Below are 25,678 nucleotides of genomic sequence, written 5' to 3'. Positions count from 1 at the left end.
CTCATCCCTTCAAGCACTTGAGCTCGCTGAAATCGGTGCGCACCTTGGCCAGCTGGCCCTGCAGGAACTGGCGTTGGGCCGGCGTGCTCTGGTGCACCAGGTCGATGAGCAGGCTGCGCGCCTGCTGTTCGCTGTTCTGGAAGGCGATGCGGTACTCCGGCGTCCACAGGCTTTCCTTGCGCTGCAGCAGTTGCGCCAGGCGTGGCTCGAAGCTTTGCTCGCCGCGCTGGTTCATGGCCAACAGCAACTGCTGCTGCCAGTGGGCACGGTTGGCGATCGACTCGCGGTTCTGGTCGCCCAGCGCCTGCGACCAGCTCAGCACCCGCAGGCGCTGGGCGGCGGAGAGCTCGCCGAACCAGGGCACCAGGCGTTTTTCCATGCGTTCGGCGCGGCGGGTGATCTGCTTGGGCAGCGGGGTGTCGGCGTATTGCTTCTGGCGCTCGCTGATGTCCTCGCGGAAGGCTTCGCGCATTTTCGCCACCTGGGCATCGCTCATGCCCCGCAGCAGCTCGGTGGCCGAGGGGGTGATCTGCTCGGCGACCCGGCCAATCGCCTGCCGGGCTTCGGCCGTGCGCTGCTGCAGGGCCTGGTCGGTGACCTGGTCCTCGGCCAGCATGTCGCGCACCCGGTCCAGCCAGTCGAGGTAGCCGGGCAGTTGCGTCTGGCAGTGCCAGGCCAGGTGCTGCTTGAGCCGTTCGTCGAGCAGTGCCTTCTGCTCGCGGTTCATCGCCAGGTAGTCGTCCAGCGACCAGGGCACCAGCCGGTCGAGGTTGCGGTAGGCCAGGTCGATGCGGCTGCAGGCCGCCAGGGCCAGGGCGAAGCCGAAGGCGATGAGCAGGGCTTTGGACAGGCGTAGAGGCATGTGCTGATCCTTGCAGTGGCTGGCCACTCGGTAGACGCAAGGGCCGCGCGGACGGTTCCGCCAAATCAGCGGTGGGGCAGCGTGCGGGCTTCAGGTGTAGAATAGCCGCCTTGTCTTGAGGAACATCGGAAATGGCTCTGCTTGGGCGTTACAACAGTTTGCAAATCGTGAAACACGTGGACTTCGGCCTGTACCTGGACGGCGGCGCCGACGGCGAGATCCTGCTGCCCGGGCGCTACATCCCGAAGGACGCCGAAACCGAGATCGACGACTGGCTGAACGTGTTCATCTACCTGGACAGCGAAGACCAGCTGATCGCCACCACCGAGAAGCCCAAGGTGCAGGTTGGCGAATTCGCCAGCCTCAAGGTCAAGGACATCAACGGTGCCGGCATCTTCCTCGACTGGGGCCTGTCCAAGGACCTGCTGATGCCGTACTCGGAAGAGGCGCGGCCGCTGAAGGTCGGCGATTACTGCGTGGTGCACGTCTACCTCGACAAACGCACCCGGCGCATCACCGCCACTTCACGCCTGGACCGCTACCTGGACCGCACCCCGGCCGACTACCCGATCGGCCAGCCAGTCGAACTGCTGGTGGCCGGGCAGACGCCCATGGGCTTCAAGGCGATCATCAACAACCGCCACTGGGGCCTGATCCACAAGAACGAAGTGTTCAAGTTCCTGCGCTCGGGCATGCACGAGAAGGGCTACATCAAGGAAGTGCGCCATGACGGCAAGATTGCCCTGAGCCTGCAGCCGGTCGGCCAGGCACTGTCCGAAGGCCTGCATGAGCAGATCATGGCGCGCCTGGAAGCTGAGGGTGGGGTGTTGCCGGTGTGCGACAAGAGCGACCCGGAAGTGATCAGCCGCATGTTCAATGTCAGCAAGGGCAACTTCAAGAAGGCGATTGGTGCGTTGTTCAAGCAAGGCCGCATCGTCATCCATGACGATCGCATCGAGCGGGCCTGAAATCAGGCCTGCACGAACGGCTTGAAGTCGAGCTGCTCGCCACCCGGGCGGGTGTCGCGCAGCAGCGAGTCGCGGTCGGCGCTCAGCGCCAGGCTGATGGTCGAGCGGCGCTTGCCGGGGTTGCGCACTTCCATCTGCTCCTGGTGAGCCTTGAGGAAGTTGGTGGGCACCTTGAGGTGCTGCAACTGGTCGGTTTCGGGGGTGTGCAGCAGCAGGTTGACCCAGTCTGGCTGGCCTTTGCGCAGCAATGCCACCGGCACATCGAACCACCACAGGTTGCGTTTGCGGTCGAGGATGGCGAACAAGGTGTTGGCGCTGCTGAGCACCGGGTTGGCCAGCGCCTGGTTGCGCCGGGCGATGGCGGCGGGTTTGTCGAGTTTCATGCAGGTTCCTGCGGGTTGACGCTTGATAAGGGCTGCATTGTGAGGGGTGGCGGGTAGCGGGGCAACCTTTGCTGGCCCAATCGCCTGTAGGAGCCGGCTTGCCGGCGATTGGGCCGGCAGCCTCAGCGACGAACCGGCAGGCTCAACTCGGAAGTCGCGCCATCGGCCGTGGTCACGGTCGCGGTAAAACTGTGCAACCCTGCAGCCCCCTGCAAAGGCTGGGCAAATCGCGCCCGCCCTTGCTCATCGCTGTTCACCAGCACTTCCCCCAGATACTGCTCGGCCTCGCTGCCCTGGGCCTGGGCATTGCCAAACACCTCGACCCGCAACAGGCTCGACGCCGGCCCGTTCACCTCGCCGCGCAGCACCTCGCCGTCCAGCGCCAGCAACCGTGGCGGCTGCTGATTGTGGTTGGGCAGCGGCTGGCACGGCTTGGGCTCGCCCTGGGCATCGCAGATGGCCGCCTGGTCTTTCTCCGGCAACTCTGCCCCCACCCCGCGCGAGCCGACATACAGGGCATGCGCCTGGGCCGGCACGCCAAAGACGATGGCGCCGGTACGCTGATTGGCCACGCACGAGCCGCCTGCCTCGCAGCGGCGAATGTCCTGGCTGTTGCCCCAGATGCGGTTGCCCGTCAGGCGCGTGGCGGTGACCTCCGGTTCCGGGCGCAGGGCCACACCGATGCGATTGCCGTGGATCTGGTTGCCGTCGAGGATGTTGCCTTCGCCGGTCACGCTGACGCCGATCGAGTTGCCACTGAAGGTGTTGGCACCCAGGTAGTTGCGCTTGCCCCAGTTGATCTGCAGGCCATCGGAGTAATTCTCGAAGCGGTTGCGCACCACCGTGTTGTCGTTGCCCAGCAGGATCTCGATGCCCTGGGAGGGCTCGGGGTTGGCGGCGGTGGAGCGGAACAGGTTGTCGGCCACTAGGTTGAACGCCGCGCCGCGGGTCAGCTCCAGGCCATCGCCGTTGTCGATGAGCTGGTTGCGCAGCACCTTGTTGTTGACCGTGGTGGTGGCGGTGGGGTTGCCGGCGCCGTCGTCGCCGGTGAGCATGATGCCGGCACCGCCCTTGTTGGCGACGATGCGGTTGTCTTCGATGACGTTGCCACTGGCCCGGTTGACCAGGATGCCGATGCAGAAATTGCGCACCTCAAGGCCGCTCAACTGCACGCCCTGGGTATCACGCAGCACCAGCCCGGGATGGGTGGTGGTGCGCACGTTGGTGCCGAACTGGCCGGGCAGGGCGCCGGGGCAGGTGCGCACACCCTGGTCCTTGATGTAGCCGGAGCCGTCGATGGCGACGTACTGCCCCTCTCGCGCCCAGGGCAGGCCGGTGATGCGCACCGGGCCCTTGATTTCCGGCAGGGCGTGCGTCGGGCGGATGACATACGGGGCCTTGCCGACGGCGGCGATTTCGATGCGGTACTGGCCGGGGTGCAGGTTGCTGGTTTCGATTGCCCAGCGCAGGGTGCCGGGTTGGCCATCGTCTTCATAGCGGTCCACCCGCAAGGTGTCACTGGCCGGTGCGGCGGCGAGTGCAGGCAGGGGCAACAGCGGCAGCAGGGCCGCGAGCAAAGGCATGAGGCGCATGGGTGCGGGGTTTCCGAAAACTGTTGTTTTTATCGAGGGCAACCTGCTTGGGGCTGCCGTTTGCCGCGATTCTAGGCAGCTGCCTGAGCTTATGCAGCGGCCTGGGGCTGATTCGGTGCGGTATTCGCCCGCAGAATTACCGCTCGGCTTGAGCGCTGCAAATTGTTTGAAACTCCTGGGCAGGTGCCCCGGTCCACCCAATGTCGACACGGACCCCGTGTCTCCATTTGCAGGAGATTTGCCATGAGCGGCACTAAAGACAAAGCAAAAGGCTTGGCCAATGAAGCTGTCGGCAACATCAAGCAGGGTGTCGGCAAGGTGACCGACAACGACAAGCTGCGCGCCGAAGGCAAGGCCCAGGAACTCAAGGGCGAGGCGCAGCAGATCAAGGGCAACGTCAAGGACGCCGTGAAAAAGCCTTGATGGTGAACTGACTGGCCGGCCTCCCTGTGTGGAGGCCGGCACAGTTTCAGGCAGGCAAATTCTTCAACTATGGTAGGGAGCGGTACATCAGTCGCGTGGTCTATTAGACTTGCCTGTTGTATTGATCAAGCGGCGAAAGGAGACGCTATGATTTTCCCCGACCTGCGCGGCCTGCCCTTGCACCGCGTGCTGGTACGCACCGTCCAGGAATTTCTCGACGACGAGATGTCCACCTATGCCTCAGCGCTGGCCTACCAGATGCTGTTTTCGCTGTTCCCATTCCTGCTGTTTCTGATCGCCTTGATCGGCTTTTTGCACCTGCCGGACTTCTTCTCCTGGTTGCGCCTGCAATCGGAGCTGGTGCTGCCACCCCAGGCGCTGGAACAGGTCAACCCCGTCATCGACCAGTTGCAGCAGTCCAAGGGCGGCCTGCTTTCAGTGGGTATCGTGATCGCGCTGTGGACCGCCTCAGCCGGCGTGCGCCTGATGATGAGCGCCATGAACGCCGCCTACGACGTGCCCGAGGGGCGCCCGGTATGGAAGCGCATCCCGCTGTCGATCTTCTACACCATCGGCATCGCCGGCATGCTGCTGTCGACCGCGGCACTGATGGTGCTGGGGCCGCAGGTGATGGAGTGGATCGCCGCACAGGTCGGCATGCAGGAAGTGGTGGTCACCGTGTGGACCATCCTGCGCTGGCCGGCGATCATCATCCTGATGATGGTGGCGGTGGCGTTGATCTACTACGTGATGCCCGATGTGAAACAGAAGTTTCGCTTTATCACCCCAGGTTCGGTGCTGGCGGTGGTGGTCTGGATCATCGCCTCGCTGGGCTTTGCCTATTACGTGAAGACCTTTGCCGACTACAACGCGATGTACGGCAGCATCGGTGCAATCATCGTGCTTTTGCTGTATTTCTACATTTCCGCGGCCGTGTTGCTACTGGGCGCTGAAATGAACGCCGTGATCGAGCACATGTCGGCCGAGGGCAAGAACCCCGGCGAGAAGGATTTCGAGGGCACCCAGGCCAAGGAAAACCTGACCGTGCTCGGCCATGAGCATCCTGCCGAGCCCCAACCGTCCGAGCCGAACCCGCGATGATCCGTGACATCCTCAAGATGGGCGACGAGCGCTTGCTGCGCATCGCCCCAGCGGTACCCGACCACCTGATCGGCAGTGCCGAGCTGCAACAGCTGATCGACGACATGTTCGAGACCATGCGCCATGTCGGCGGGGTAGGGCTGGCGGCGCCGCAGATCGGCATCGACCTGCAGTTGGTGATCTTCGGCTTCGAGCGCAGCGAGCGTTACCCGGATGCCGAGGCCGTGCCGCAGACCATCCTGATCAACCCGGTGATCACCCCGCTGACCAGCGAAGTCGAGGATGGCTGGGAGGGCTGCCTGTCCGTCCCCGGCCTGCGCGGTGTGGTGCCGCGCTACAAGCACATCAGCTATACTGGCATCGACCCGCAGGGCAACCCGGTCAACCGCTTTGCCGACGGCTTCCATGCGCGCGTGGTGCAGCACGAGTGCGACCACCTGATCGGCCGGCTGTACCCTTCGCGCATTCAGGACTTCGCCAAGTTCGGCTACACCGAGGTGCTGTTCCCAGGGCTCGATGCCAGCGACGACTGAGCCCGCACCAGGGCAATGAGTGACTTGCTGCGCTGGTAGCGCAGCAGGCGGCTTGCCAGGCTTTGCGGCAGGCTTGTGGCGGGTTCGAACCCCAGGCGCTCATACAGCCCGGCAAGGTCGGGGTGGCAGAACAGCCACGTACTGCCACAGGCCTCTGCCAATGCAGCGTTGACCAACTGCCCGGCCACGCCCTGGCCCCGTTGTGTCGGGGCGACGAACAGGCCGCTGAGCCAATGGCCGCTCTCCACGGGCCTGAGGCTCAGGCCAGCGACGATGGCCGTGGCCCGTGCCACCCACAGCTGCCCTTCATTGTCTGCACGCATGCGTGAACCTTGCTGGCGGTAGAAATGATCGAGCAGGCGGCGCTCGGGGCCGATCAATTGGGTGCAGTGCAGCGCAGTCATGGACATTCCGCAAACTCGTGGCAGAAGCTCTGTGGCGGTATTTTCAGGCGTTTTTTGTTGCAGATTGTTGCAAATTCTACAAGGGTGAATGTCCGACGTCGGGGTTCAACTATTCCGATCGGGGAGTAGAATTTCAACCATCCCCCCTGGCAGTACGACGAAGCGGGATCGGTACTTCGTGTCATCTTCGCAGTCGATGACAACTTCTCCGCGCCAATGACGGCATATGAAGTCAATCGATCAGCTTGATTGCTTTGAAGGCCCAACACCATGAAACCATTACTGATTCTTGCACTGGTCGGTATGTCCTCGCTCGCCCTGGCGGATGAGGCCAAGCCCGTCTCCAGCGAGCCTGTGGCCCAGCAGTATGACTATTCCATGAACCTGGACATCAAACGGGTGATCAACCTGTCGACCATCCCCAATGTCTGCGAAGTGGTGCCTGCGACCATGACCTATGAAGACCATCAAGGCCAAGTGCACACCATCCAGTACCGCGCCATGGGCGAAGGGTGCCAGCAGGGTTGATTGATTCGATCTGTAAAAGCTGACCCAATCCCCTTGTGGGAGCCGGCAAGCCGGCTCCCACAGCTTTCAATGTGGGGGGCCTGCCAATACCTGCCGCACCACTTCCAACCCCCGCTTCAACTCCGCCCGACTCTGCGCCGCCGACAGGCTGATGCGCACCGCCTGCACCTCGCTGGCACCAATGGCGAACACACTCGCCGGTACCACCTCCACCCCCTGCGCCCGGCACTGCGCCACGACCCTGTCAGCCCCCCGCGCAGCCGCCACCCACACATGCGGCGAAGGTTCGCTGGCGTTCTGCAGCGCCTCGCCCAACAGGCTGCGCGCCAGGCGCCAGCGCACGGCGACTTCCTCGCGCTGCCAGGCCAGGCGTCGCGCCGCAGTGCCGTCTTCGATCCACTGGCAGGCGACCTGCAGGTTCAACGGCGACACCGGCCAATGGCTGGCCCCGGCATGCGGGTCGACCTGCTCCAGCAGGCCAGGGCTTGCCACGATCCAGCCCTGGCGCAACCCCGCAGCCACTGTCTTGGACAGGCTGCTGATCAGCATGCCGCGCTCGCCCAGCAGCGGATACAGCGGCGCGTGCTCGCTGAGCGCGCCGTACACATCGTCCTCGATCACCAGCAGCCCCAGGCGCCGGGCCACCTCGGCGATGGCCTGGCGGCGTGCCTCGCCCATGCAGGCGCCGGTAGGGTTGTGCAGGGCAGGGGTGGTCACCAATACCCGCGCGCCGCTGGCCCGCGCTACCCGGTCCAGCTCCTGCGGCAGCAGGCCCTGGGCATCGAGCGCCACACCATGTACCGGCAGGCGCAGTTGCCGGCAGGCGGCCTTGATGCCGGGCGCGGTCAAGGCTTCGAGCAGCACCGGCTCGCCGGCCTGGCAAAACGACTGCAGCAGCAGGGTCAGGGCGTGCTGGGCGCCGCCGCAGAGCAGCAGCTGTTCCGCCGACAGCGCCAGCCCGCGGTTGCTCAGCCAGCGCGCGCCCTGCAGGCGGCCGAGCAGCAGTTGCTGCGGGCCCAGGTAATGGTCGAGCAGGTGCGTCTGGCCCTGGGCGAGCAAGGCCTGCAGGCTTGCCTTGAGGTCCTGGTTGGCTGGGTCGGCCACCGGCACGTTGGTCGACAGGTCGATCAGCGCGCCCAGGCTGTCGTGCCGCTTCAGGCGAAACAGCGTGGCTTCGCGGCTGCCGGCCAGCACATAGGTGCCGCGCCCGACCTCGCCCGCCACCAGGTGCCGGGCCGCTGCCTCGCGATAGGCCTGCTGGGTGGTGCTGGGGTTGAGCCCAAGCTTCCAGGCCAGGCGGCGTTGGGGCGGCAGGCGCTCACCGACCTTCAGGGCGCCCGTTTCGATGGCGCTGGCGATGGCATCGACCAGCGCCAGGTAGCGCGGCTGGCCGTCGTCGGCCAGTTCTGGCATCCACATGAAATTGCTACCCATGCAATATAAGGATTTACCCATACAATGCCCGGCGCCTAGGATCGGTTCAACCTCGTACCGATAAAGGATGACCGCCATGTTCGACCTTGCCGCCCTGCGTGAAGCCGCTGCATTCGTTCACCAGCACGTGCCTGCTACGCCACAATACCGCTGGCCCCTGCTGGCCGATCGGCTGGGCTGCGAGGTGTGGGTCAAGCACGAGAACCATGCGCCCACCGGCGCGTTCAAGGTGCGTGGCGGCCTGGTCTACGTGCGCTCACTGCTGGCCGCGGGCAAGCCGCCCCGCGGCCTGGTCACCGCCACCCGTGGCAACCACGGCCAGAGCATGGCCCTGGCCGCGCGCCAGGCGGGTGTGCCGTTGGTGATCGTGGTGCCCGAAGGCAACTCGAAAGAGAAGAACGCCGCCATGCGCGCACTCGGGGCCGAATTGGTGGAGTACGGGGTGGATTTCGATGTGGCCCGCGAGGAAGCTGCGCGGTTGGCGGAGGAGCGCGGCTATGCCATGGTGCCCTCGTTCCACCCGGAACTGGTGCGGGGTGTGGCCACCTATGCCCTGGAGCTGTTCGAAGCCGTGCAAGACCTTGATTGCGTCTACGTGCCGATTGGCATGGGCTCGGGCATCTGCGGGCTGATCCAGGCGCGCAACCTGCTGGGGCTGAACACCGAGATCGTGGGTGTTGTCTCCAGCGCAGCCGATGCCTACGCGCAGAGTTTCGAGCAAGGGCGCATCGTCACCACCCGCACCGCCGAGACCTTCGCCGATGGCATGGCCTGCCGGGTGCCGCACCCCGATGCCTTCGCCCTGGTTCGCCAGCATGCGGCGCGGATCGTGCGGGTTACCGACGGCGAGGTCGCCGAGGCCATGCGCCAGTACCACGAGGCGACCCATAACACCGCCGAAGGGGCGGGGGCTGCAGCGTTGGCGGCGTTGATGCAAGAGCGCGAGCGGCAACAGGGCAAGCGGGTGGCGGTGGTGCTGAGCGGGGCCAATGTGGACCGTGCGCGTTATGCGCAGGTGCTGGCGGGTGGCGATAACTGAGGGGTTCGTGCAAGTTGCCATGACCTGAGCCAACGCCTTGCTTCCAATGCCCGTCTCACTCGTGGCAGGCTCTACCGCGCGTCATTGGCCAGCCACGAGTACTCAATGCCTTTCTCCAACGGTTTTCTCCTCAGCCTGTCGTTGTGCCTCGATATTGGTATCGCCAACATCGCCATGATTACCCTGGCCATGCAGCGCGGCTTCCTCCAGGGCTTCTGGCTCGGCCTGGGCACCTGCGTCGGTGACCTGGTCTATGCCATCGCGGCGCTGGCCGGCATGACCGTGCTGCTGCAGTTCGAGAGCGTGCGCTGGACCTTGTGGCTGGGCGGCTCGGCGTTGCTGGTCTGGTTCGCGATCAAGATGCTGCTGGCGGCCTGGCGGGGTGGGCACATGCAGGCACGTGCCGAGGTGGTGGTGGAGTCGGGTTGGCGCGAGTTCTTGCGGGGCATCTTCCTGGCGATGTCATCGCCCAGCGCCATCTTGTGGTTCGCTGCGGTGGGTGGGGTTTTGATATCCCGCTCTGGCGGCGGCAGCTTGCTGGATGCGGGGTTGTTTCTGGGCGGCTTCTTCGCCGCCGGGCTGGTCTGGTGCATGAGCTTGTGCGGCATTGCCAGCCACGGCGGGCGTTTGCTGGGCGAGCGCTTGCTGACCTGGTCGTACCTCTTGTCAGCGGCCATTTTCTGCTACTTCGCGGTGTACGTGATCGTTTCGGGCTACCGTGAATTCATCCTCGCCAGCCCGGTGGTGTAGGCAGGCAGGTGGCGGTGCGCTGATCACCGCCCATCGACCGGCAATGCTCCCCTGTCGATTTCCCGACCCTGCGTTCGACCAGTGGTGAAGGCGGCGCGAACGCCACTGCCGCTTACCATTTCGGAGAGAACCCGATGAACGCCCAAGCCGAAAGCGAAATTCGCCAACTGATCGAGCGCTGGATGCAGGCCGTGCGCGATCGCGACATCCCGGCCATCGTCGCCCCCTATGCCGACGACATCGTCGCCTTCGATGCCATCCAGGCGCTGCAATTCAAGGGCAAGGCCGTGTACCAGGCGCATTGGGAAATGTGCATGAACCTGTGCACCGGCCCCATGGTGTTCGAACAGGCCGAGCTTACTGTTCACGCCGAAGGCGACCTGGCCCTGGCCCACTGGCTCAACCGTTGCGGCCCGTCGGACGACGAAAGCCAGTGCGGCTTCATGCGCGCCACCGTGGGCTATCGCAAATCAGGCGGGCAGTGGCAGGTGATCCACGAACACTGGTCGGCACCGTTCGACATGCAAACGCAGAAAGCACTGTTCGATCTCAAGCCCTGATCCGCTATCGCCAAACGCACTTTGCCAATGCCCTGGAGACGACCATGAAATACCTGTGCCTGGTCTATTGTGACGAAGGGCTGCTGCACAGCCTGCCCGACAGCCCGGAAGACGCCGAATGCATGGCCTACGCCGAAAGCCTGCAGGGCTCCGGGCGCATGCTCGCAGCCGAGGCGCTCAAGCCTGTGCAGACCGCCACCACGGTGCGCCTGCGCGCCGGGCACATGAGCCTGACCGACGGCCCGTTCGCCGAAACCAAGGAACAACTGGCCGGCTTTTACCTGGTCGATGCCCGCGACCTCAACGAGGCCATCAACATCGCCAAGGGCATCCCCGCCGCACGGGTCGGCAGCGTTGAAGTGAGGCCAGTGCGCGACCTGCAACCCTGACAGCCACGGAGAACCACCAGCATGAGCCTCGCCCAACCTGCGCAAGCGCAGCACGAATTGTCCATCAGCCGCCTGATCGATGCCCCGCCCGCCAAGGTGTTCCGCGCCTGGACCGAGCCCGAATGGCTGATGCAGTGGTGGGGGCCGCACGGCATGACCACGCCGCAATGCGAGATGCAGCTGTGGGTCGGTGGCCTCTTCCGGACCTTGATGCGCGCGCCGGATGGCACCGAATACCCGACCCAGGGCGTGTTCCTGGAAATTGCGGCGCCGCGCCGGCTGGTGTTCACCGACGCCTTCGGCCCAGGTTGGGTGCCCTCGGACAAAGCCTTCATGACGGCGGTCATCACCTTTGACGAGGAGCACGGCAAAACCCGCTACACCGCCCGTGCCTGGCACTGGAACGCCGCCGACAGCCGTGCCCACGAGGAAATGGGCTTCCACCAGGGTTGGGGAGAAAGCCTGGACCGCCTGGTGGAGGTGGTGACCCAGCGGATGCCGGACTGATGGCGCAGGAGCGCGCCGTGCGCGCCGAAGTCGAGGCGGTGTACCGGCGCGACTCGCGGCGCATCCTGGCGACGCTGATCCGCTTGCTGGGCGATTTCGACCTGGCCGAGGAGGCAATGCACGATGCCTTTTTCATCGCGGTGGAGCGCTGGCAGCGCGACGGTATCCCGGCCAACCCGCGTGCCTGGCTGGTATCGACCGGCCGCTTCAAGGCCATCGACGCCCTGCGCCGGCGCGCCCGTTTCGACCGCTCCCAGGCAGACCTGATCATGCTCATCGAAGGCCAACAACCCGACCCCAGCGAGGAAGAACTGCTCGCCGACGACCGCCTGCGGCTGATCTTCACCTGCTGCCACCCGGCCCTGGCCGCCGATGCCCAGGTGCCTCTGACCCTGCGCGAGGTGTGCGACCTGACCACCGAGCAGATCGCCCGGGCGTTCCTGCAGAGCCCTGCGACCATCGCCCAGCGCATCGTGCGCGCCAAGGCCAAGATCCGTGATGCGCGCATTCCCTACCAGGTGCCGGAAATGCACGAGCTGGCGCCACGCCTGGAGAGCGTGCTGCGGGTGATCTACCTGGTGTTCAACGAGGGCTATTCGGCGTCGTCCGGCGAACAGGTGCTGCAGCAGGCGCTGAGCGACGAGGCGATTCGCCTGGGGCGTTTGCTGGTGCAACTGTTGCCCGACCCGGAAGCCGTCGGCCTGCTGGCGCTGATGCTGCTGCAGGCATCGCGACAGCGGGCGCGCAGCGATGCCCAAGGCAACCTGGTGCTGCTCGACCAGCAGGACCGCAGCCTGTGGGACCACGAGCAGATCAGCGAAGGTTGCGAGCTGGTGCGCTTGGCGCTGGGCAGTCGGGCGTTCGGTGCCTACACCGTGCAGGCGGCGATCGCTGCAGTGCATGCCGAAGCCCAGAGCGCAGAGGCGACGGACTGGGCCGAGATCGTCGGGCTGTACGATGTACTGCAGCGGCACTGGCCTTCACCGGTGGTGGCGCTCAACCGGGCGGTGGCGCTGGCCAAGCGGGATGGGCCACGGGCGGGGCTGCGGGAAGTGGAGGCGATTCTGCAGGCTGGGGAGCTGAGCGACTATCACCTGGCGCATGCGGCGCGGGCCGAGCTGCATCAGCAGCTGGGTAATGTCGAGCAGGCGCGGGCGGCCTGGCGGCGGGCGCTGGCGTTGACCCGGCAGGGGCCCGAGCGGCGGCATATCGAGCAGCGCTTGCAGGCGCTGGAGTGAGGTGGCAGTCACCGCCCTAGCGCCGGCAAGCCGGCTCCCACAGGTACACCACTGAAAGTGGCAACTGTGGTCTCTCTGTGGGGGCGGGCAGACTAAAGCAATCAGCTAGCGACGAAGTTCGGCGGCGACACCAGCTCGACGGTCTGCTGCTTGCGCGGCGCCAGGATCTCGGCCTCGCCCTCGACTACCAGCTCATCATTCTGGTTGTACACGTTGGTGGCGATGCGCACCTTGAACTTGGGCAGCTTCTCGAGGATTTCCAGGCGCACGGTCAGGGTGTCACCGATCTTCACCGGCTTCTGGAAGCTCATCTTCTGGCCCAGGTAGATGGTGCCAGGGCCAGGCAGGGTGCAGGCCACTGCGGCGCTGATCAGCGCGCCGCTGAACATGCCATGGGCAATGCGCTCGCGGAACATGCTCTTGGCCGCGAATTCGGCGTCCAGGTGCACCGGGTTGTGGTCACCGGACATGGCGGCGAACAGCTGGATGTCGCGCTCTTGCACGGACTTTTCGTAACTGGCCGTCTGGCCCACTTCAAGAGCTTCGTAAGGCGTGTTGGTGACCTGGGTCATTGGCGTTTCCTTGGTGGACGGACGAGGCCGCTATCATTCACTGCGGGCAGGGCGGCCAAGGGCCAGCGCCTGCTCCAGCCAGGCGAGGATATCGGCGGTGACCTCGTCTCGGTTGAGTTCATTGAGCACTTCGTGCCGCGCCTGAGGATAGACGCGCAGCTGTACATGTCGATTGCCCGTCGCGCGCAGGGCGTCGGCCAGATGGGTGAGACGCTTGCCGGCACTCACCGGATCACATTCACCGCCCATCACCAGCAACGGCAGGTTCGGGTCGATCTGCGCCAGGTTGCGAGGCTGGCTGATCTGCGCCAGGCCCTGGAGCAGGTCCAGCCACAGCTGGTTGCTGCAGCGAAAGCCGCACAAGGGGTCGGCGACGTACAGGTCGACCTCGGCAGGGTCGCGGCTGAGCCAGTCGAACGCCGTGCGGTTGGGCTTGAAGGCTTTGTTGAAGGAGCCGAACGACAGCCAGTCGATCAGCGCGCTCTTGCCCGTCGGGCCCTGGCGCCAGGCCTCCAGGCGGGCGATCAGGCGCGCCGCGCGGTACAGCGCCGGCGGCTGCAGGTTCGAGCCGCTGAGGATGGCCCCGTGCACGCTGCCACTGTGGTGCATCAGGTAGGCCTGGGCGATGTAGCTGCCCATGCTGTGGCCGAACAGGATCAGCGGGGTGCAGGGAAACTGCTGGCCGATGTGCTGGGCCAGCAGGCCGAGGTCGTTGACCACGGCATTCCAGCCATGATGCCGGGCGAACAGGCCGAGGCTGCCCAGCTCGGCGGTGCGCCCGTGGCCGCGCAGGTCGGCGGCCACCAGCGCGTAGCCGGCGTCGCTCAAGGCATGCCCCAGGCGCTGGTAGCGCCCGGCGTGCTCGGCCATGCCGTGCGCCAGCAGCACCACGGCTTTCACCGGCGTGGCCGGCAACCATTGGTGTACGTACAGGCTGCAGTGCTCGCTGGCATGCAGCCAGAAGGCGTCGTGGGGCATGGCGATTCCTTTGCGCAGGGGTACCCGCACAGTGTATGCGCAACCCCATCGATTGCAGGAAGGGCACAAATAAGATTCACAATGTTAATGGCGGCACTTGGCGTATATGCCACCTTGGGCTTACCTGCTAACGTCGGTTGAACGCCTTTTGCCTTCAGGCAAACAGGAAAAGGGAACATGCAGGTCAAGGCAGAGGAACAACAATAAATGCAAGCCGACTTCTGGAATGACAAGCGCCCGGCGGGCGTACCTTCCACCATCGACATCCATGCGTACACCTCGGTGGTCGAGGTGTTTGAGCGCTCCTGCAAGCGCTTCGCCGATCGCCCGGCATTCAGCAACCTGGGCGTGACCCTGACCTACGCCGAACTCGAGCGCCACTCCGCGGCCTTCGCCGCCTGGCTGCAGCAGCACACCGACCTGGTGCCGGGCGATCGCATCGCGGTGCAGATGCCCAACGTCCTGCAGTACCCGATCGCGGTGTTCGGCGCCTTGCGTGCCGGGCTGGTCGTGGTCAACACCAACCCGCTGTACACCGAGCGCGAGATGCGTCACCAGTTCAAGGATGCCGGCGCCCGCGCGCTGGTGTATCTGAACATGTTCGGCAAGCGCGTGCAGGAGGTGCTGCCCGATACCGGCATCGAGTACCTGATCGAGGCCAAGATGGGCGACCTGCTGCCGGCGGCCAAGGGTTGGCTGGTCAATACCGTGGTCGACAAGGTGAAGAAGATGGTCCCGGCCTACGCCTTGCCGCAGGCGGTGTCCTTCAAGCAGGTGTTGCGCCAGGGCCGCGGCCAGGCGCACAAGCCGGTGCCGCTGAACCTCGACGACATCGCCGTGCTGCAATACACCGGCGGCACCACCGGCCTGGCCAAGGGGGCCATGCTCAGCCACGGCAACCTGGTGGCGAACATGCTCCAGGTGCTGGCCTGCTTCTCCCAGCACGGCCCGGACGGGCAGAAGCTGATCAAGGACGGCCAGGAGGTGATGATCGCGCCGCTGCCGCTGTACCACATCTATGCCTTTACCGCGAACTGCATGTGCATGATGGTCACCGGCAACCACAACGTGCTGATCACCAACCCGCGCGATATCCCAGGCTTCATCAAGGAGCTGGGCAAATGGCGCTTCTCGGCCTTGCTTGGGTTGAACACCCTTTTCGTTGCCCTGATGGATCACCCAGGGTTCCGCCAGCTGGACTTCTCCGCGCTCAAGGTCACCAACTCCGGTGGCACCGCGCTGGTGAAGGCCACCGCCGAACGCTGGGAAAGCCTCACCGGTTGCCGCATCGTCGAAGGCTACGGCCTGACCGAGACTTCGCCGGTGGCCAGCACCAACCCCTATGGCAAGCTGGCTCGCCTGGGCACGGTCGGTATTCCGGTGGCGGGCACCGCATTCAAGGTCATCGATGACGAGGGCAACGAGTTGGCGTTGGGCGAGCGCGGCGAGTTGTGCATCCAGGGCCCGCAGGTGATGAAGGGGTACTGGAAGCAGCCCGAGGCCACGGCCCAGTCGCTCGATGCCGAAGGCTGGTTCAAGACCGGCGACATCGCGGTGATCGACCCGGACGGCTTCACCCGCATCGTCGACCGCAAGAAGGACATGATCATCGTGTCGGGCTTCAACGTGTACCCCAACGAGATCGAGGACGTGATCATGGGCCATCCGCAGGTGGCCAACTGCGCGGCCATCGGTGTGCCCGACGAGCGTTCCGGCGAGGCGGTGAAGCTGTTTGTGGTGGCGCGTGAGGGAGGGCTCGACGTGGACGAGCTCAAGGCCTACTGCAAGGCCAACTTCACCGGGTACAAGGTGCCCAAGCACATTGTGCTGCGCGAGTCGTTGCCGATGACGCCGGTGGGCAAGATTCTGCGGCGCGAGTTGCGTGACATCGCTTGATTGATCCGTGGCCCCATCGCCGGCAAGCCGGCTCCCACAAGTAAGGCGCAACCGTGAGTTTTGCGCAGGCCCCTTGTGGGAGCCGGCTTGCCGGCGATGGGGCCAAAGCCGCTCTAGAATGCCGCTTGCCGTCTGAAATTCTCTTAGATTTGCGACATTTTGGCTAAATACTCTAAAAATGACTTGTATCGTTCATTGAGTCATTTTTGTGACCGTTAGGCCCTGTTTGGCCCCTAGGCGACCCCAAACAAAGCTGTTACTCTCGGCCCGCTTTCAGATGTTTCGGTTTGCAATGAACCGCCATCACATATCAATAATAAACGCATCGACGCGTGAATCGAACTTCGCTGTTGCTGAAGGAGTGGGCTTCCATGATCGAACATTTTTGGAAGGATAAATACCCAGCCGGGATTACGGCGGAAATCAATCCTGACGAATTCCCCAATATCCAGGCGGTACTCAAGCAATCCTGCCAACGCTTTGCCGACAAACCGGCCTTTAGCAACCTGGGCAAGACCATCACCTACGGCGAGTTGTATGCGCTGTCCGGCGCCTTCGCGGCCTGGCTGCAGCAGCACACCGACCTCAAGCCGGGTGATCGCATTGCCGTGCAACTGCCCAATGTCCTGCAGTACCCGGTAGCGGTCTTCGGCGCCATGCGCGCCGGCTTGATCGTGGTCAATACCAACCCGCTGTACACCACGCGGGAGATGGAGCACCAGTTCAACGACTCCGGCGCCAAGGCCCTGGTGTGCCTGGCCAACATGGCCCACCTGGCCGAAAAGGTGGTGCCCAAGACCCAGGTCAAGCACGTCATCGTCACCGAAGTGGCCGACCTGTTGCCGCCGATCAAGCGCCTGCTGATCAACAGCGTCATCAAGTACGTGAAGAAGATGGTACCGGCCTATAACCTGCCGCGTGCCGTGCGTTTCAACGACACCCTGGCGCTGGGCAAGGGCCAGCCGGTCAGTGAAGCCAACCCGCAGCCCAACGACGTGGCGGTGTTGCAATACACCGGCGGTACCACCGGCGTGGCCAAGGGCGCGATGCTGACCCACCGCAACCTGGTCGCCAACATGCTGCAGTGCCGGGCGCTGATGGGCTCGAACCTGCAAGAAGGCTGCGAGATCCTCATCACCCCGCTGCCGCTGTACCACATCTATGCCTTTACCTTCCATTGCATGGCCATGATGCTGATCGGCAACCACAACGTGCTGATCAGCAACCCGCGCGACCTGCCAGCGATGGTCAAGGAGCTGGGCAAGTGGAAGTTCAGCGGTTTCGTCGGCCTCAACACCCTGTTCGTTGCCCTGTGCAACAACGAGGCGTTCCGTGCGCTGGACTTCTCGGCGCTGAAAATCACCCTGTCCGGTGGCATGGCCCTGCAGTTGAGCGTGGCCGAGCGCTGGAAGACGGTCACCGGTTGCGCCATCTGCGAAGGCTACGGCATGACCGAGACCAGCCCGGTGGCGGCGGTCAACCCGGCCGAGGCCAACCAGGTCGGCACCATCGGCATCCCGGTGCCTTCGACCCTGTGCAAGGTCATCGACGATAACGGCAACGAACTGCCGTTGGGCGAAACCGGTGAACTGTGCGTCAAGGGCCCGCAGGTGATGAAGGGTTACTGGCAGCGTGAAGACGCCACCGCCGAAATCCTCGACGCCGAGGGTTGGCTGAAGACCGGTGACATCGCCCTGATCCAGCCCGACGGCTACATGCGCATTGTCGATCGCAAGAAGGACATGATCCTGGTCTCGGGCTTCAACGTGTACCCCAACGAGCTCGAAGACGTGCTCGCGGGCCTGCCGGGCGTGTTGCAATGCGCGGCGATCGGCGTGCCGGACGAGAAGTCGGGTGAGGTGATCAAGGTGTTCATCGTGGTCAAGCCGGGCATGACCCTGACCAAGGAGCAGGTGATGGAGCACATGCGTGCCAACGTCACAGGCTACAAGGTGCCGCGATACATCGAGTTCCGCGATGCCTTGCCGACTACCAACGTTGGCAAGATCCTGCGTCGCGAACTGCGTGATGAAGAGCTGAAAAAGCAGGGGTTGAAGAAGATCGCCTGACCTTCCCGGCCTCGGCTGGCTTGACTGGCCTCATCGCCGGCAAGCCGGCTCCCACAGGTAGACCACAGTGCTCGAATCTGGTGGTTCTCCGTGGGAGCCGGCTTGCCGGCGATGAGGCCGGTAAGATCAGCGCAATTTCTCAAGCATCTGGTAGTACCACATCCCCGCCGCCAACAGCGGATTGCCCAGCAGATCCCCCATCGGCACCTTGATGTGCTTGCACTCGGCAAAGGTATCGAACTTCTCCAGCGTCCCGGTCAGCGCCTCGGCCATGATCTCGCCCATGATGTGGCTGGTGGCGATGCCATGCCCCGAGTAGCCCTGGCAGTACCAGACGTTGTCCGACAGCTTGCCCAGTTGCGGAATGCGGTTGACCACGATGCCCATCGCGCAACTCCACTGGAACTCGATCGGCACGCCCTTGAGCGCCGGGAAGGTGCGCTCGATGCACGGGCGCAGCTCGCCTTCGATATCCCGTGAATCCTTGCCCGAGTAGTTGGCGCCGCCGCCGAACAGCAGGCGCTTGTCCGCTGTCAGGCGGTAGTAGTCGAGCACGAAACGGCAGTCGTACACCGCCAGGTCCTGCGGGTTGATCTGCTCGGCCAGCTCACCCAGCGGCGCGGTGGTGACGATGCCGCCCATGGCCGGGAAGATCTTGCCCTTGAGCTGGCGCTTTTCCAGCTTGTGGTAGACGTCGCCGGCCAGCATCACCTGGCGCGCCTCGACCCGCCCGTGGGCGGTAACGACGGCCGGGCGTGGGCCATGGACGATGTCCAGCACCTCGGAGTTCTCGAAGATCAGCGCCCCCAGGCTGTGGGCCGCGCGCGCTTCGCCCAGGCACAGGTTGAGCGGGTGCAGGTGCAGGTTGCGCATGTTCTTCAGCGCGCCCAGGTACAGCGGGCTCTGCAGGTGCTGGGCCACGGCATTGCGGTCGAGCAGTTGCACCTGGTCGCCCATGCCGCGGCGCTCGGCCTCGGCCTGGAAACCGCGCAACTCATCCATGTGGGCGGGCTTCATGGCCGCGTGCAGGTGGCCGCGCTTGAGGTCGCAGTCGATGCCATAGCGCTCGACCCGCTGCTCGATCAGCTGATGCCCGCGCCAGCGCAGGTGCCAGATGAAGTCATCGACATCGTTGCCCAGGCGCTGGCGCATCTGCGTGCGCATGGCCTCGTCGCCCGACAGGCTGCCCGTGACCTGCCCGCCATTGCGCCCGCTGGCGCCCCAGCCGATGCGGTTGGTTTCCACCACGGCGACCTTCAGGCCACGCTCGGCCAGCTCCACGGCAGTGGCCACGCCGGTGAAGCCGCCGCCGATGATGGCCACGTCGACCTGCACCGTTCCCTTGAGCTGGGGGTACTCGGTGTGGTCGTTGAGCGAGGCGCTGTAATAGGACGGCGCGCGCTGGGCCGGGCCGTTGTTGAGTGCTGCGTTCATGGGTATTCCTTGTTCTGAATAGGGTAGGGCTCAGGCCTGGTGCAGGTACCAGCGCCAGTCCTGTTCGCTGACTTCGGCCATGAACTGGCGGTACTCGGCACGCTTGACCTTCAGGTACACACCGAGGAAGGCCTCGCCGAGCGCTTCGCGCGCCCACTCGGAACGCTCCAGCGCGTCGAGGGCGGTCAGCCAGTCGGTGGGCAGGTGCTCGGTGGCCTGGGCGTAGCCGTTGCCTTCCACCGGGGCGCCCGGGTCGAGCTGCTCGCGGATGCCGCGGTGGCTGGCGGCGAGAATGGCTGCCGCCGCCAGGTAAGGGTTGGCGTCGGCGCCGCAGATGCGGTGCTCCACGTGGCGGCTGTTGGCCGGCCCGCCGGGCACGCGCAGGCTCACGGTGCGGTTGTCGACGCCCCAGGTCGGCGCCAGCGGCGCGTAGCTGTTGGCCTGGAAGCGGCGGAACGAGTTGGCGTTGGGGCAGAACAGCAGCAACGAATCGCGCAGGTGGCGCAGCATGCCGGCTACCGCCTGGCGCAGCAGCGGGGTGCCGGCCTTGTCGTCGCTGGCGAACAGGTTGTTGCCTTCGCTGTCGGCCAGGCTCAGGTGCATGTGCATGCCGGTGCCGGCCAACTGGGCGAAGGGCTTGGCCATGAAGCAGGCTTGCATGCCATGGGCATGGGCCACGCCCTTGACCAGGCGTTTGTAGCGCACGGCCTGGTCCATGGCCTCCAGGGCATCGCCATGTTCCAGGGTGATTTCCACCTGGCCCGGGGCGTATTCGGAAATCGCCGTGCGCGCCGGGATGCCTTGGGCTTTGCAGGCGGCGTAGAGGTCGGCGAGGAACGGCTCGATCTGCTCCAGCTCGCGCAGGCCATAGACCTGGGTGCTGCGCGGGCGCCCGCCGTCGTTGTCCAGCGCCGGTTGCGGGCGGCCCTGGGCATCGCGTTTCTGGTCGAGCAGGTAGAACTCCAGCTCGCAGGCCATCACCGGGTGGTAGCCGTCGGCCTTCAGGGCTTGGACGGTGCGCAGCAAGACGTGGCGCGGGTCGGCGACGCTGGCCGGCATGCCCTCGGTGGGGTGCATGCTGACCTGCACCGCGGCGGTCGGCACCCGGCGCCAGGGCAGGCGTACCAGGCTGCCGTCCAGCGGGTAGGCGCGGCAATCGATATCGCCCACGTCCCAGACCAGGCCTGAGTTTTCCACGTCATCGCCATTGAGGGTCAGGCCCAGGATGGTGCTGGGCAGCGGGCGGCCGCTCTGGTACACGGCCAGCAGTTCCTCGCGGTGCAGCAACTTGCCGCGGGGTACGCCGTTGGCGTCGAGGATGAACAACTCGAACAGCTCGATATCCGGGTTGTCGGCGAGAAAACGGCGGGCTTGCTCTACAGGTGCAAAGTGCATGATGGATTCGCTCGTGGGCACACAGGACCGCCGCTTGGCTGCGGTCCAGCTGAGTCAATCGGCCGAAGGGTGGCCGGGTATGTTCAGAGAGGCGAGAGCGAAGTGTCCGGTGGGCGGGCGTGACGGCAGTGCCACAGGGCCCAGAAGGCGAGGATCACATGGACCAGCGGATTTTCGCCGGCGCAGGTCCTGGCCTTCGGTAGCGAAGGGCGGGACAGCGGCGGGGCGATGGTCGGTGCGGGGGTCATGCCTTTGATACTCACATGCGGCGTAATGTTGATTAAAGCAGTGAATGGCAACCTTCACATCGGGGTTCACTAAACATACAGGGAGCCTGCGCTGGCCCTATCGCCAGCAAGCTGGCTCCCACAGGTACAGCACAGAATCTAGAACCTGCGGTGCACCTGTGGGAGCCGGCTTGCCGGCGATAGGGCCCGTACAGCCAGCAATCAACCGGCAAATCTGCGACAATCGCGCATCCATCGAATGCCGATCATGAAAAAGCAGGCCCACCTGCATCACTAAAAAGCCCCATGACTGACCACGCCATCGACAAACTGCTGCAAAACCTCGACCACGCCATGATCGCCGACCGCCATCGCCTGCGCCGGCAACTGCATGAGCTGCGCAAGCGCCCCGACGAGGCCAAGCTTGCCCAGTGGGTGGAAAAGGTCCAGGCGTCCTGCGCCCAGGTCACCGCGCGCCAGAACAGCGTGCCGGTCATCCGCTACGACGACAGCCTGCCGATCGCCGCCAAGCGCGACGAGATCAAGAAGGCCCTGGCAGAACACCAGGTGCTGGTGATCGCCGGCGAGACCGGCTCTGGCAAGACCACCCAGCTGCCCAAGATCTGCCTGGAACTGGGCCGCGGCAGCCATGGCCTGATCGCTCACACCCAGCCACGGCGCATCGCCGCGCGCAGCGTGGCGGCCCGGGTTGCCGAAGAGCTGGCAACGCCGCTGGGCGGGCTGGTTGGTTACCAGGTGCGTTTCGAGGACCAGAGCGACGCCAACACCCTGGTCAAGCTGATGACCGACGGCATCCTCCTGGCCGAGACCCAGCACGACCGCTTCCTCGAGCGCTACGACACGATCATCGTCGACGAAGCCCACGAGCGCAGCCTGAACATCGATTTTCTGCTCGGCTACCTGAAGACCCTGCTGCACCGCCGGCCGGACCTGAAGCTGATCATCACCTCGGCGACCATCGACCTGGAGCGCTTCTCCAAGCATTTCGATGGCGCACCGATCATCGAGGTGTCCGGCCGCACCTACCCGGTCGACACCTGGTACCGGCCGCTGACCAGCGAGCAGGACGAAGAAGGCAACCAGATCGAGGACGACCTCACCGTCGACCAGGCGATCCTCGCCACCCTCGACGAGATCGCCCACCACGAGCGCAGCGAGGGCAAGGGCCCCGGCGATGTGCTGGTGTTCCTGCCGGGCGAGCGGGAAATCCGCGACGCCGCCGAGATCCTGCGCAAGGCGCAATTGCGCCATACCGAGATCCTGCCGCTGTATGCCCGCCTGTCGCCGGCCGAACAGCAGCGCATCTTCCAGTCGCACAGCGGGCGGCGGGTGGTGCTGGCGACCAACGTCGCCGAAACCTCGCTGACCGTGCCCGGCATCCGCTACGTGATCGACACCGGCACCGCGCGCATCAGCCGCTACAGCTACCGCGCCAAGGTCCAGCGCCTGCCGATCGAAGCGGTGTCCCAGGCCAGCGCCAACCAGCGTAAAGGCCGCTGCGGCCGGGTCGAGCCGGGCATCTGCATCCGCCTGTACAGCGAAGAAGACTTCAACGGCCGGCCGGCCTTCACCGACCCCGAGATCCTGCGCACCAACCTGGCCGCGGTGATCCTGCAGATGCTGCACCTGCGCCTGGGCGCCATCGATGCCTTCCCGTTCATCGAGCCGCCGGATGGCAAGGCCATCAGCGACGGCTTCAACCTGTTGCAGGAGCTCTCGGCGGTCAACCGCGAGAACCAGCTGACCCCACTCGGCCGCCAGCTGGCGCGCCTGCCGATCGACCCCCGGCTGGGCCGCATGCTGCTCGAAGGCGCCCGCCAGGGCAGCCTGCAGGAAGTGTTGATCGTCGCCAGTGCGCTGTCGGTGCAAGACCCGCGCGAGCGCCCGCCAGAGCGCCAGCAGGCCGCCGACCAGGCGCACGCGCAGTGGAAGGACGTGGATTCGGACTTCGCGGCGCTTATCAACCTGTGGCGTGGCTTCGAAGAGCAGCGCCAGGCGCTGACCGCCAACCCGCTGCGCAACTGGTGCCGCAAGAACTTCCTCAATTACCTGCGCCTGCGCGAATGGCGCGATGCCCATCGCCAGCTGGCGCTGATCTGCCGTGAGCTGCAGCTGACGGTGAACAAGGAACCGTCCGACTACCAGAAGGTGCACAAGGCCATCCTCAGCGGCCTGCTCAGCCAGATCGGCCACAAGGCCGAAGAGGGCGATTACCAGGGCGCGCGCCAGCGCCGCTTCTGGGTTCACCCATCCTCGGGCATCGGCCGCAAGCGCCCGCAGTGGCTGATGGCGGCCGAGCTGGTCGAGACCACCAAGCTGTATGCGCGCATGGTCGCCAAGATCGAGCCCGACTGGATCGAGCCGCTGGCCACCCACCTGGTGAAGAAGAACCACTTCGAGCCGCACTGGGAGAAGAAGCGCGGGCAAGTGGTGGCCTACGAGCAGATCACCTTGTACGGCTTGATCCTGGTGGGCCGGCGCCCGGTGCACTTCGGCCCGATCGACCCGGTCACGTCCCGCGAGCTGTTCATCCGCGAGGGCCTGGTGGGCGGCGAGATCCAGTCGCGGGCCAAGTGCCTGGCGGCCAACAAGCGCCTGCTCGAAGAACTCGACGAGCTGGAGGCCAAGGCCCGCCGGCGCGACATCCTGGCCGATGAAGAAACCCTGTACGGCTTCTACGAGGCGCGCCTGCCGGCCGAAATCCACCAGACCGCGACCTTCGACAGCTGGTACCGCATGGGCAGCCAGAAGGACGCCAACCTGCTGATCATGCGCGAGGAAGACGTGCTGGCCCGCGAGGCCAGTGAAGTCACCGCGGCGCAGTACCCCGACAGCCTGCAGGTGGGCGAGCTGCGCCTGCCGCTGACCTACCACTTCGAACCCGGCCACCCGCGTGACGGCGTGACCGTGCGGGTACCGGCGCCGTTGTTGCCGAGCCTGCCGGGCGAGCGCCTGGAGTGGCTGGTGCCGGGCCTGCTGGAAGCCAAGTGCATCGCCCTGGTGCGCAACCTGCCCAAGGCCCTGCGCAAGAACTTCGTGCCGGTGCCGGACTTCGTCAAGGCGGCGCTGTCACGCATGGCCTTCGCCCAGGGCGCGCTGCCCCAGGCGCTGGGCCAGGAGCTGCTGCGCATGACCGGTGCGCGGGTGTCGGACGAGGCCTGGGAGGAGTCCATCAGCCTGGTCGAAGGCCACTTGCGGATGAACATCGAAGTGGTCGACGGCCAGGGCAAGTTCCTCGGCGAGGGCCGTGACCTGGCCGAGCTGACCGCCCGCTTTGCCGCCGCCAGCCAGGCAGCGTTGGCAGTGCCGCGCAGCGAGAAGAGCGAGCAGCCGGTGCAGGCCAAGGCCTTCAGCGAAGTGAAGCAGACTGCCCAGCAGAAGATCGCCGGGCTGTCGATGACGGTTTACCCGGCGCTGGTGGAAGAAAGCGGCAGCGTGCGCGAAGGGCGTTTCTCGACCCAGGCCGAAGCCGAGTTCCAGCACCGCCGCGCCTTGCAGCGCTTGCTGCTGCAGCAGTTGGCGGAGCCGGCCAAGTTCCTGCGTGGCAAGCTGCCGGGGTTGACCGAGCTGGGCCTGTTGTACCGCGAGCTGGGCCGGGTCGAGGCGCTGGTCGAGGACATCCTGCTGGCCAGCCTGGACAGCTGCATCCTCGAAGGCGAAGCCAGCCTGCCACGCGATGGCGCGGCGCTGGCCGGGCTGGCCGAGCGCAAGCGCGGCAGCTGGGCCGAGCACGCCGAGCGCCTGGCGCGCCAGACCCTGGAGGTGCTCAAGCTGTGGCATGGCCTGCAGAAGCGCTTCAAGGGCAAGATCGACCTGAGCCAGGCCGTGGCCCTCAACGACATCAAGCAGCAGCTGGCCAACCTGGTGTACCCAGGCTTCGTGCGCGAAACCCCGAGCGCCTGGTTCAAGGAGCTGCCGCGCTACCTCAAGGCGGTGGAACTGCGCCTGGAAAAACTCGGCGCCCAGGTACAGAAGGACCGGGTGTGGAGCGCTGAGCTGAGCAACCTGTGGGCGCAGTACAAGGCCCGAGCCGACAAGCATGCCCAGGAAGGCAAGCGTGATGAGCAGCTGGCCTTGTACCGCTGGTTGCTGGAGGAATATCGGGTGTCGCTGTTCGCGCAACAGTTGGGTACAAAAGTGCCGATTTCCGACAAGCGCCTCAGTAAACAGTGGTTGCAGGTGGAAGCCTAAACACCCGAAGTTGTGGCAATATTGATGCAATTTGCGGCTGCAACGCCGCCCTTCGCAAGCAAGCTCGCGCTCCTGCAGGCGCGAGCTTGCTTGCGATCGAGGGCAACGCTCTCGTCTTCAATCTGGCACTAAAGTGCCATTATGCATTTTCCAGCCAGCGCCCCGCGGCGATGGCCTTTGACCA

The 25,678-nt window shown here is 65.1% G+C and carries 23 protein-coding genes; 14 read left to right on the top strand and 9 right to left on the bottom strand.

Annotated elements, in window-relative coordinates:
- Position 1: 1 nt before the first annotated feature.
- Positions 2–862: a DUF6279 family lipoprotein gene (locus ACIPG5_RS06435; RefSeq protein WP_401373856.1), complete on the bottom strand. Its 861-nt coding sequence runs from the start codon at positions 860–862 to the stop codon at positions 2–4.
- Positions 863–993: 131 nt separating this feature from the next.
- On the opposite strand from ACIPG5_RS06435, the gene ACIPG5_RS06430 reads away from it, so the two are divergent.
- Positions 994–1,830, top strand: a complete 837-nt coding sequence (locus ACIPG5_RS06430; protein ID WP_176517835.1) for a S1 RNA-binding domain-containing protein — start codon at positions 994–996, stop codon at positions 1,828–1,830.
- 2 nt (positions 1,831–1,832) lie between these two features.
- Here the strand turns inward: ACIPG5_RS06430 and ACIPG5_RS06425 are convergent, their stop codons facing one another.
- Both ACIPG5_RS06425 and ACIPG5_RS06420 read right to left on the bottom strand, forming a co-directional pair.
- Positions 1,833–2,213, bottom strand: coding sequence for a hypothetical protein (locus tag ACIPG5_RS06425; RefSeq protein WP_176517834.1), 381 nt, complete (start codon positions 2,211–2,213; stop codon positions 1,833–1,835).
- Positions 2,214–2,335: 122 nt separating this feature from the next.
- A complete protein-coding gene (locus ACIPG5_RS06420) occupies positions 2,336–3,805 on the bottom strand; it encodes a nitrous oxide reductase family maturation protein NosD (protein WP_401373853.1) in 1,470 nt (489 codons plus the stop codon).
- 243 nt (positions 3,806–4,048) lie between these two features.
- Between ACIPG5_RS06420 and ACIPG5_RS06415 the strand changes: the two genes are divergently transcribed.
- From ACIPG5_RS06415 to def, 3 genes are all read left to right on the top strand, one after another.
- Positions 4,049–4,228, top strand: coding sequence for a CsbD family protein (locus ACIPG5_RS06415; protein WP_016711918.1), 180 nt, complete (start codon positions 4,049–4,051; stop codon positions 4,226–4,228).
- A 147-nt stretch (positions 4,229–4,375) separates the two neighbouring features.
- Complete coding sequence (locus ACIPG5_RS06410) at positions 4,376–5,329, top strand: YihY/virulence factor BrkB family protein (RefSeq protein WP_176517832.1); 954 nt, start codon at positions 4,376–4,378, stop codon at positions 5,327–5,329.
- Positions 5,326–5,862, top strand: a complete 537-nt coding sequence (gene def, locus ACIPG5_RS06405; protein ID WP_176517831.1) for a peptide deformylase — start codon at positions 5,326–5,328, stop codon at positions 5,860–5,862. The genes ACIPG5_RS06410 and def overlap by 4 nt, the downstream gene beginning before the upstream one ends.
- On the opposite strand, the gene ACIPG5_RS06400 is transcribed toward def, so the two are convergent.
- Complete coding sequence (locus tag ACIPG5_RS06400) at positions 5,817–6,266, bottom strand: GNAT family N-acetyltransferase (protein ID WP_401374215.1); 450 nt, start codon at positions 6,264–6,266, stop codon at positions 5,817–5,819. The genes def and ACIPG5_RS06400 overlap by 46 nt on opposite strands.
- A gap of 270 nt (positions 6,267–6,536) precedes the next feature.
- Here ACIPG5_RS06400 and ACIPG5_RS06395 point away from each other — a divergent pair, with 270 nt between their 5' ends.
- Positions 6,537–6,794 carry a DUF2790 domain-containing protein gene (locus tag ACIPG5_RS06395; protein ID WP_176517830.1) on the top strand — a complete coding sequence of 86 codons (258 nt, stop codon included), beginning with the start codon at positions 6,537–6,539 and terminating at the stop codon, positions 6,792–6,794.
- 66 nt (positions 6,795–6,860) lie between these two features.
- On the opposite strand, the gene ACIPG5_RS06390 is transcribed toward ACIPG5_RS06395, so the two are convergent.
- Positions 6,861–8,213: a PLP-dependent aminotransferase family protein gene (locus ACIPG5_RS06390; RefSeq protein WP_401373850.1), complete on the bottom strand. Its 1,353-nt coding sequence runs from the start codon at positions 8,211–8,213 to the stop codon at positions 6,861–6,863.
- 91 nt (positions 8,214–8,304) lie between these two features.
- Between ACIPG5_RS06390 and ACIPG5_RS06385 the strand changes: the two genes are divergently transcribed.
- From ACIPG5_RS06385 to ACIPG5_RS06360, 6 genes are all read left to right on the top strand, one after another.
- Positions 8,305–9,267, top strand: coding sequence for a threonine dehydratase (locus ACIPG5_RS06385; RefSeq protein WP_401373848.1), 963 nt, complete (start codon positions 8,305–8,307; stop codon positions 9,265–9,267).
- Between the two features lie 105 nt (positions 9,268–9,372).
- Positions 9,373–10,017 carry a LysE family translocator gene (locus tag ACIPG5_RS06380; protein WP_176517825.1) on the top strand — a complete coding sequence of 215 codons (645 nt, stop codon included), beginning with the start codon at positions 9,373–9,375 and terminating at the stop codon, positions 10,015–10,017.
- A 134-nt stretch (positions 10,018–10,151) separates the two neighbouring features.
- Complete coding sequence (locus tag ACIPG5_RS06375) at positions 10,152–10,577, top strand: nuclear transport factor 2 family protein (protein ID WP_176517824.1); 426 nt, start codon at positions 10,152–10,154, stop codon at positions 10,575–10,577.
- Between the two features lie 44 nt (positions 10,578–10,621).
- Positions 10,622–10,966, top strand: coding sequence for a YciI family protein (locus ACIPG5_RS06370; protein WP_176517823.1), 345 nt, complete (start codon positions 10,622–10,624; stop codon positions 10,964–10,966).
- Positions 10,967–10,987: 21 nt separating this feature from the next.
- A complete protein-coding gene (locus tag ACIPG5_RS06365; protein ID WP_236237624.1) occupies positions 10,988–11,473 on the top strand; it encodes an SRPBCC family protein in 486 nt (161 codons plus the stop codon).
- Entirely contained in the window at positions 11,473–12,711 is a 1,239-nt protein-coding gene (locus ACIPG5_RS06360; RefSeq protein ID WP_401373845.1) for an RNA polymerase sigma factor, read from the top strand. The genes ACIPG5_RS06365 and ACIPG5_RS06360 overlap by 1 nt, the downstream gene beginning before the upstream one ends.
- A gap of 101 nt (positions 12,712–12,812) precedes the next feature.
- Here ACIPG5_RS06360 and ACIPG5_RS06355 read toward each other — a convergent pair whose 3' ends face one another.
- Positions 12,813–13,283: a MaoC family dehydratase gene (locus tag ACIPG5_RS06355; RefSeq protein ID WP_176517820.1), complete on the bottom strand. Its 471-nt coding sequence runs from the start codon at positions 13,281–13,283 to the stop codon at positions 12,813–12,815.
- Between the two features lie 33 nt (positions 13,284–13,316).
- Positions 13,317–14,261: a lysophospholipase gene (locus ACIPG5_RS06350; RefSeq protein ID WP_401373843.1), complete on the bottom strand. Its 945-nt coding sequence runs from the start codon at positions 14,259–14,261 to the stop codon at positions 13,317–13,319.
- A 207-nt stretch (positions 14,262–14,468) separates the two neighbouring features.
- On the opposite strand from ACIPG5_RS06350, the gene fadD2 reads away from it, so the two are divergent.
- Both fadD2 and fadD1 read left to right on the top strand, forming a co-directional pair.
- The gene (fadD2, locus tag ACIPG5_RS06345) at positions 14,469–16,157 is read left to right on the top strand and encodes a long-chain-fatty-acid--CoA ligase FadD2 (protein WP_401373841.1); all 1,689 of its coding nucleotides are present in this window, start codon (positions 14,469–14,471) and stop codon (positions 16,155–16,157) included.
- Positions 16,158–16,528: 371 nt separating this feature from the next.
- Positions 16,529–18,226 carry a long-chain-fatty-acid--CoA ligase FadD1 gene (gene fadD1 / locus ACIPG5_RS06340; protein ID WP_176517817.1) on the top strand — a complete coding sequence of 566 codons (1,698 nt, stop codon included), beginning with the start codon at positions 16,529–16,531 and terminating at the stop codon, positions 18,224–18,226.
- 126 nt (positions 18,227–18,352) lie between these two features.
- Here fadD1 and ACIPG5_RS06335 read toward each other — a convergent pair whose 3' ends face one another.
- Together ACIPG5_RS06335 and ACIPG5_RS06330 are read right to left on the bottom strand one after the other, a co-directional pair.
- Positions 18,353–19,660: an FAD-binding oxidoreductase gene (locus ACIPG5_RS06335; RefSeq protein WP_176517816.1), complete on the bottom strand. Its 1,308-nt coding sequence runs from the start codon at positions 19,658–19,660 to the stop codon at positions 18,353–18,355.
- A gap of 30 nt (positions 19,661–19,690) precedes the next feature.
- On the bottom strand, positions 19,691–21,055 hold the full coding sequence (locus tag ACIPG5_RS06330) for a glutamine synthetase family protein (RefSeq protein WP_176517815.1): 1,365 nt from the start codon (positions 21,053–21,055) through the stop codon (positions 19,691–19,693).
- A 533-nt stretch (positions 21,056–21,588) separates the two neighbouring features.
- Between ACIPG5_RS06330 and hrpA the strand changes: the two genes are divergently transcribed.
- Entirely contained in the window at positions 21,589–25,494 is a 3,906-nt protein-coding gene (hrpA, locus tag ACIPG5_RS06325) for an ATP-dependent RNA helicase HrpA (RefSeq protein ID WP_401373838.1), read from the top strand.
- Positions 25,495–25,678: the final 184 nt, after the last annotated feature.

This window comes from Pseudomonas sp. NPDC087029 (genome assembly GCF_044745345.1).
Lineage (GTDB): Bacteria > Pseudomonadota > Gammaproteobacteria > Pseudomonadales > Pseudomonadaceae > Aquipseudomonas > Aquipseudomonas faucium.
This window is presented reverse-complemented; position numbering and strand designations above follow the sequence as displayed.

Bases quoted from the DNA above. Each gene is read 5' to 3' on its own strand.
- ACIPG5_RS06435 (WP_401373856.1), bottom strand. From the start codon at position 862: ATGCCTCTACGCCTGTCCAAAGCCCTGCTCATCGCCTTCGGCTTCGCC.
- ACIPG5_RS06430 (WP_176517835.1), top strand. From the start codon at position 994: ATGGCTCTGCTTGGGCGTTACAACAGTTTGCAAATCGTGAAACACGTG.
- ACIPG5_RS06425 (WP_176517834.1), bottom strand. From the start codon at position 2,213: ATGAAACTCGACAAACCCGCCGCCATCGCCCGGCGCAACCAGGCGCTG.
- ACIPG5_RS06420 (WP_401373853.1), bottom strand. From the start codon at position 3,805: ATGCGCCTCATGCCTTTGCTCGCGGCCCTGCTGCCGCTGTTGCCCCTG.
- ACIPG5_RS06415 (WP_016711918.1), top strand. From the start codon at position 4,049: ATGAGCGGCACTAAAGACAAAGCAAAAGGCTTGGCCAATGAAGCTGTC.
- ACIPG5_RS06410 (WP_176517832.1), top strand. From the start codon at position 4,376: ATGATTTTCCCCGACCTGCGCGGCCTGCCCTTGCACCGCGTGCTGGTA.
- def (WP_176517831.1), top strand. From the start codon at position 5,326: ATGATCCGTGACATCCTCAAGATGGGCGACGAGCGCTTGCTGCGCATC.
- ACIPG5_RS06400 (WP_401374215.1), bottom strand. From the start codon at position 6,266: ATGACTGCGCTGCACTGCACCCAATTGATCGGCCCCGAGCGCCGCCTG.
- ACIPG5_RS06395 (WP_176517830.1), top strand. From the start codon at position 6,537: ATGAAACCATTACTGATTCTTGCACTGGTCGGTATGTCCTCGCTCGCC.
- ACIPG5_RS06390 (WP_401373850.1), bottom strand. From the start codon at position 8,213: ATGTGGATGCCAGAACTGGCCGACGACGGCCAGCCGCGCTACCTGGCG.
- ACIPG5_RS06385 (WP_401373848.1), top strand. From the start codon at position 8,305: ATGTTCGACCTTGCCGCCCTGCGTGAAGCCGCTGCATTCGTTCACCAG.
- ACIPG5_RS06380 (WP_176517825.1), top strand. From the start codon at position 9,373: ATGCCTTTCTCCAACGGTTTTCTCCTCAGCCTGTCGTTGTGCCTCGAT.
- ACIPG5_RS06375 (WP_176517824.1), top strand. From the start codon at position 10,152: ATGAACGCCCAAGCCGAAAGCGAAATTCGCCAACTGATCGAGCGCTGG.
- ACIPG5_RS06370 (WP_176517823.1), top strand. From the start codon at position 10,622: ATGAAATACCTGTGCCTGGTCTATTGTGACGAAGGGCTGCTGCACAGC.
- ACIPG5_RS06365 (WP_236237624.1), top strand. From the start codon at position 10,988: ATGAGCCTCGCCCAACCTGCGCAAGCGCAGCACGAATTGTCCATCAGC.
- ACIPG5_RS06360 (WP_401373845.1), top strand. From the start codon at position 11,473: ATGGCGCAGGAGCGCGCCGTGCGCGCCGAAGTCGAGGCGGTGTACCGG.
- ACIPG5_RS06355 (WP_176517820.1), bottom strand. From the start codon at position 13,283: ATGACCCAGGTCACCAACACGCCTTACGAAGCTCTTGAAGTGGGCCAG.
- ACIPG5_RS06350 (WP_401373843.1), bottom strand. From the start codon at position 14,261: ATGCCCCACGACGCCTTCTGGCTGCATGCCAGCGAGCACTGCAGCCTG.
- fadD2 (WP_401373841.1), top strand. From the start codon at position 14,469: ATGCAAGCCGACTTCTGGAATGACAAGCGCCCGGCGGGCGTACCTTCC.
- fadD1 (WP_176517817.1), top strand. From the start codon at position 16,529: ATGATCGAACATTTTTGGAAGGATAAATACCCAGCCGGGATTACGGCG.
- ACIPG5_RS06335 (WP_176517816.1), bottom strand. From the start codon at position 19,660: ATGAACGCAGCACTCAACAACGGCCCGGCCCAGCGCGCGCCGTCCTAT.
- ACIPG5_RS06330 (WP_176517815.1), bottom strand. From the start codon at position 21,055: ATGCACTTTGCACCTGTAGAGCAAGCCCGCCGTTTTCTCGCCGACAAC.
- hrpA (WP_401373838.1), top strand. From the start codon at position 21,589: ATGACTGACCACGCCATCGACAAACTGCTGCAAAACCTCGACCACGCC.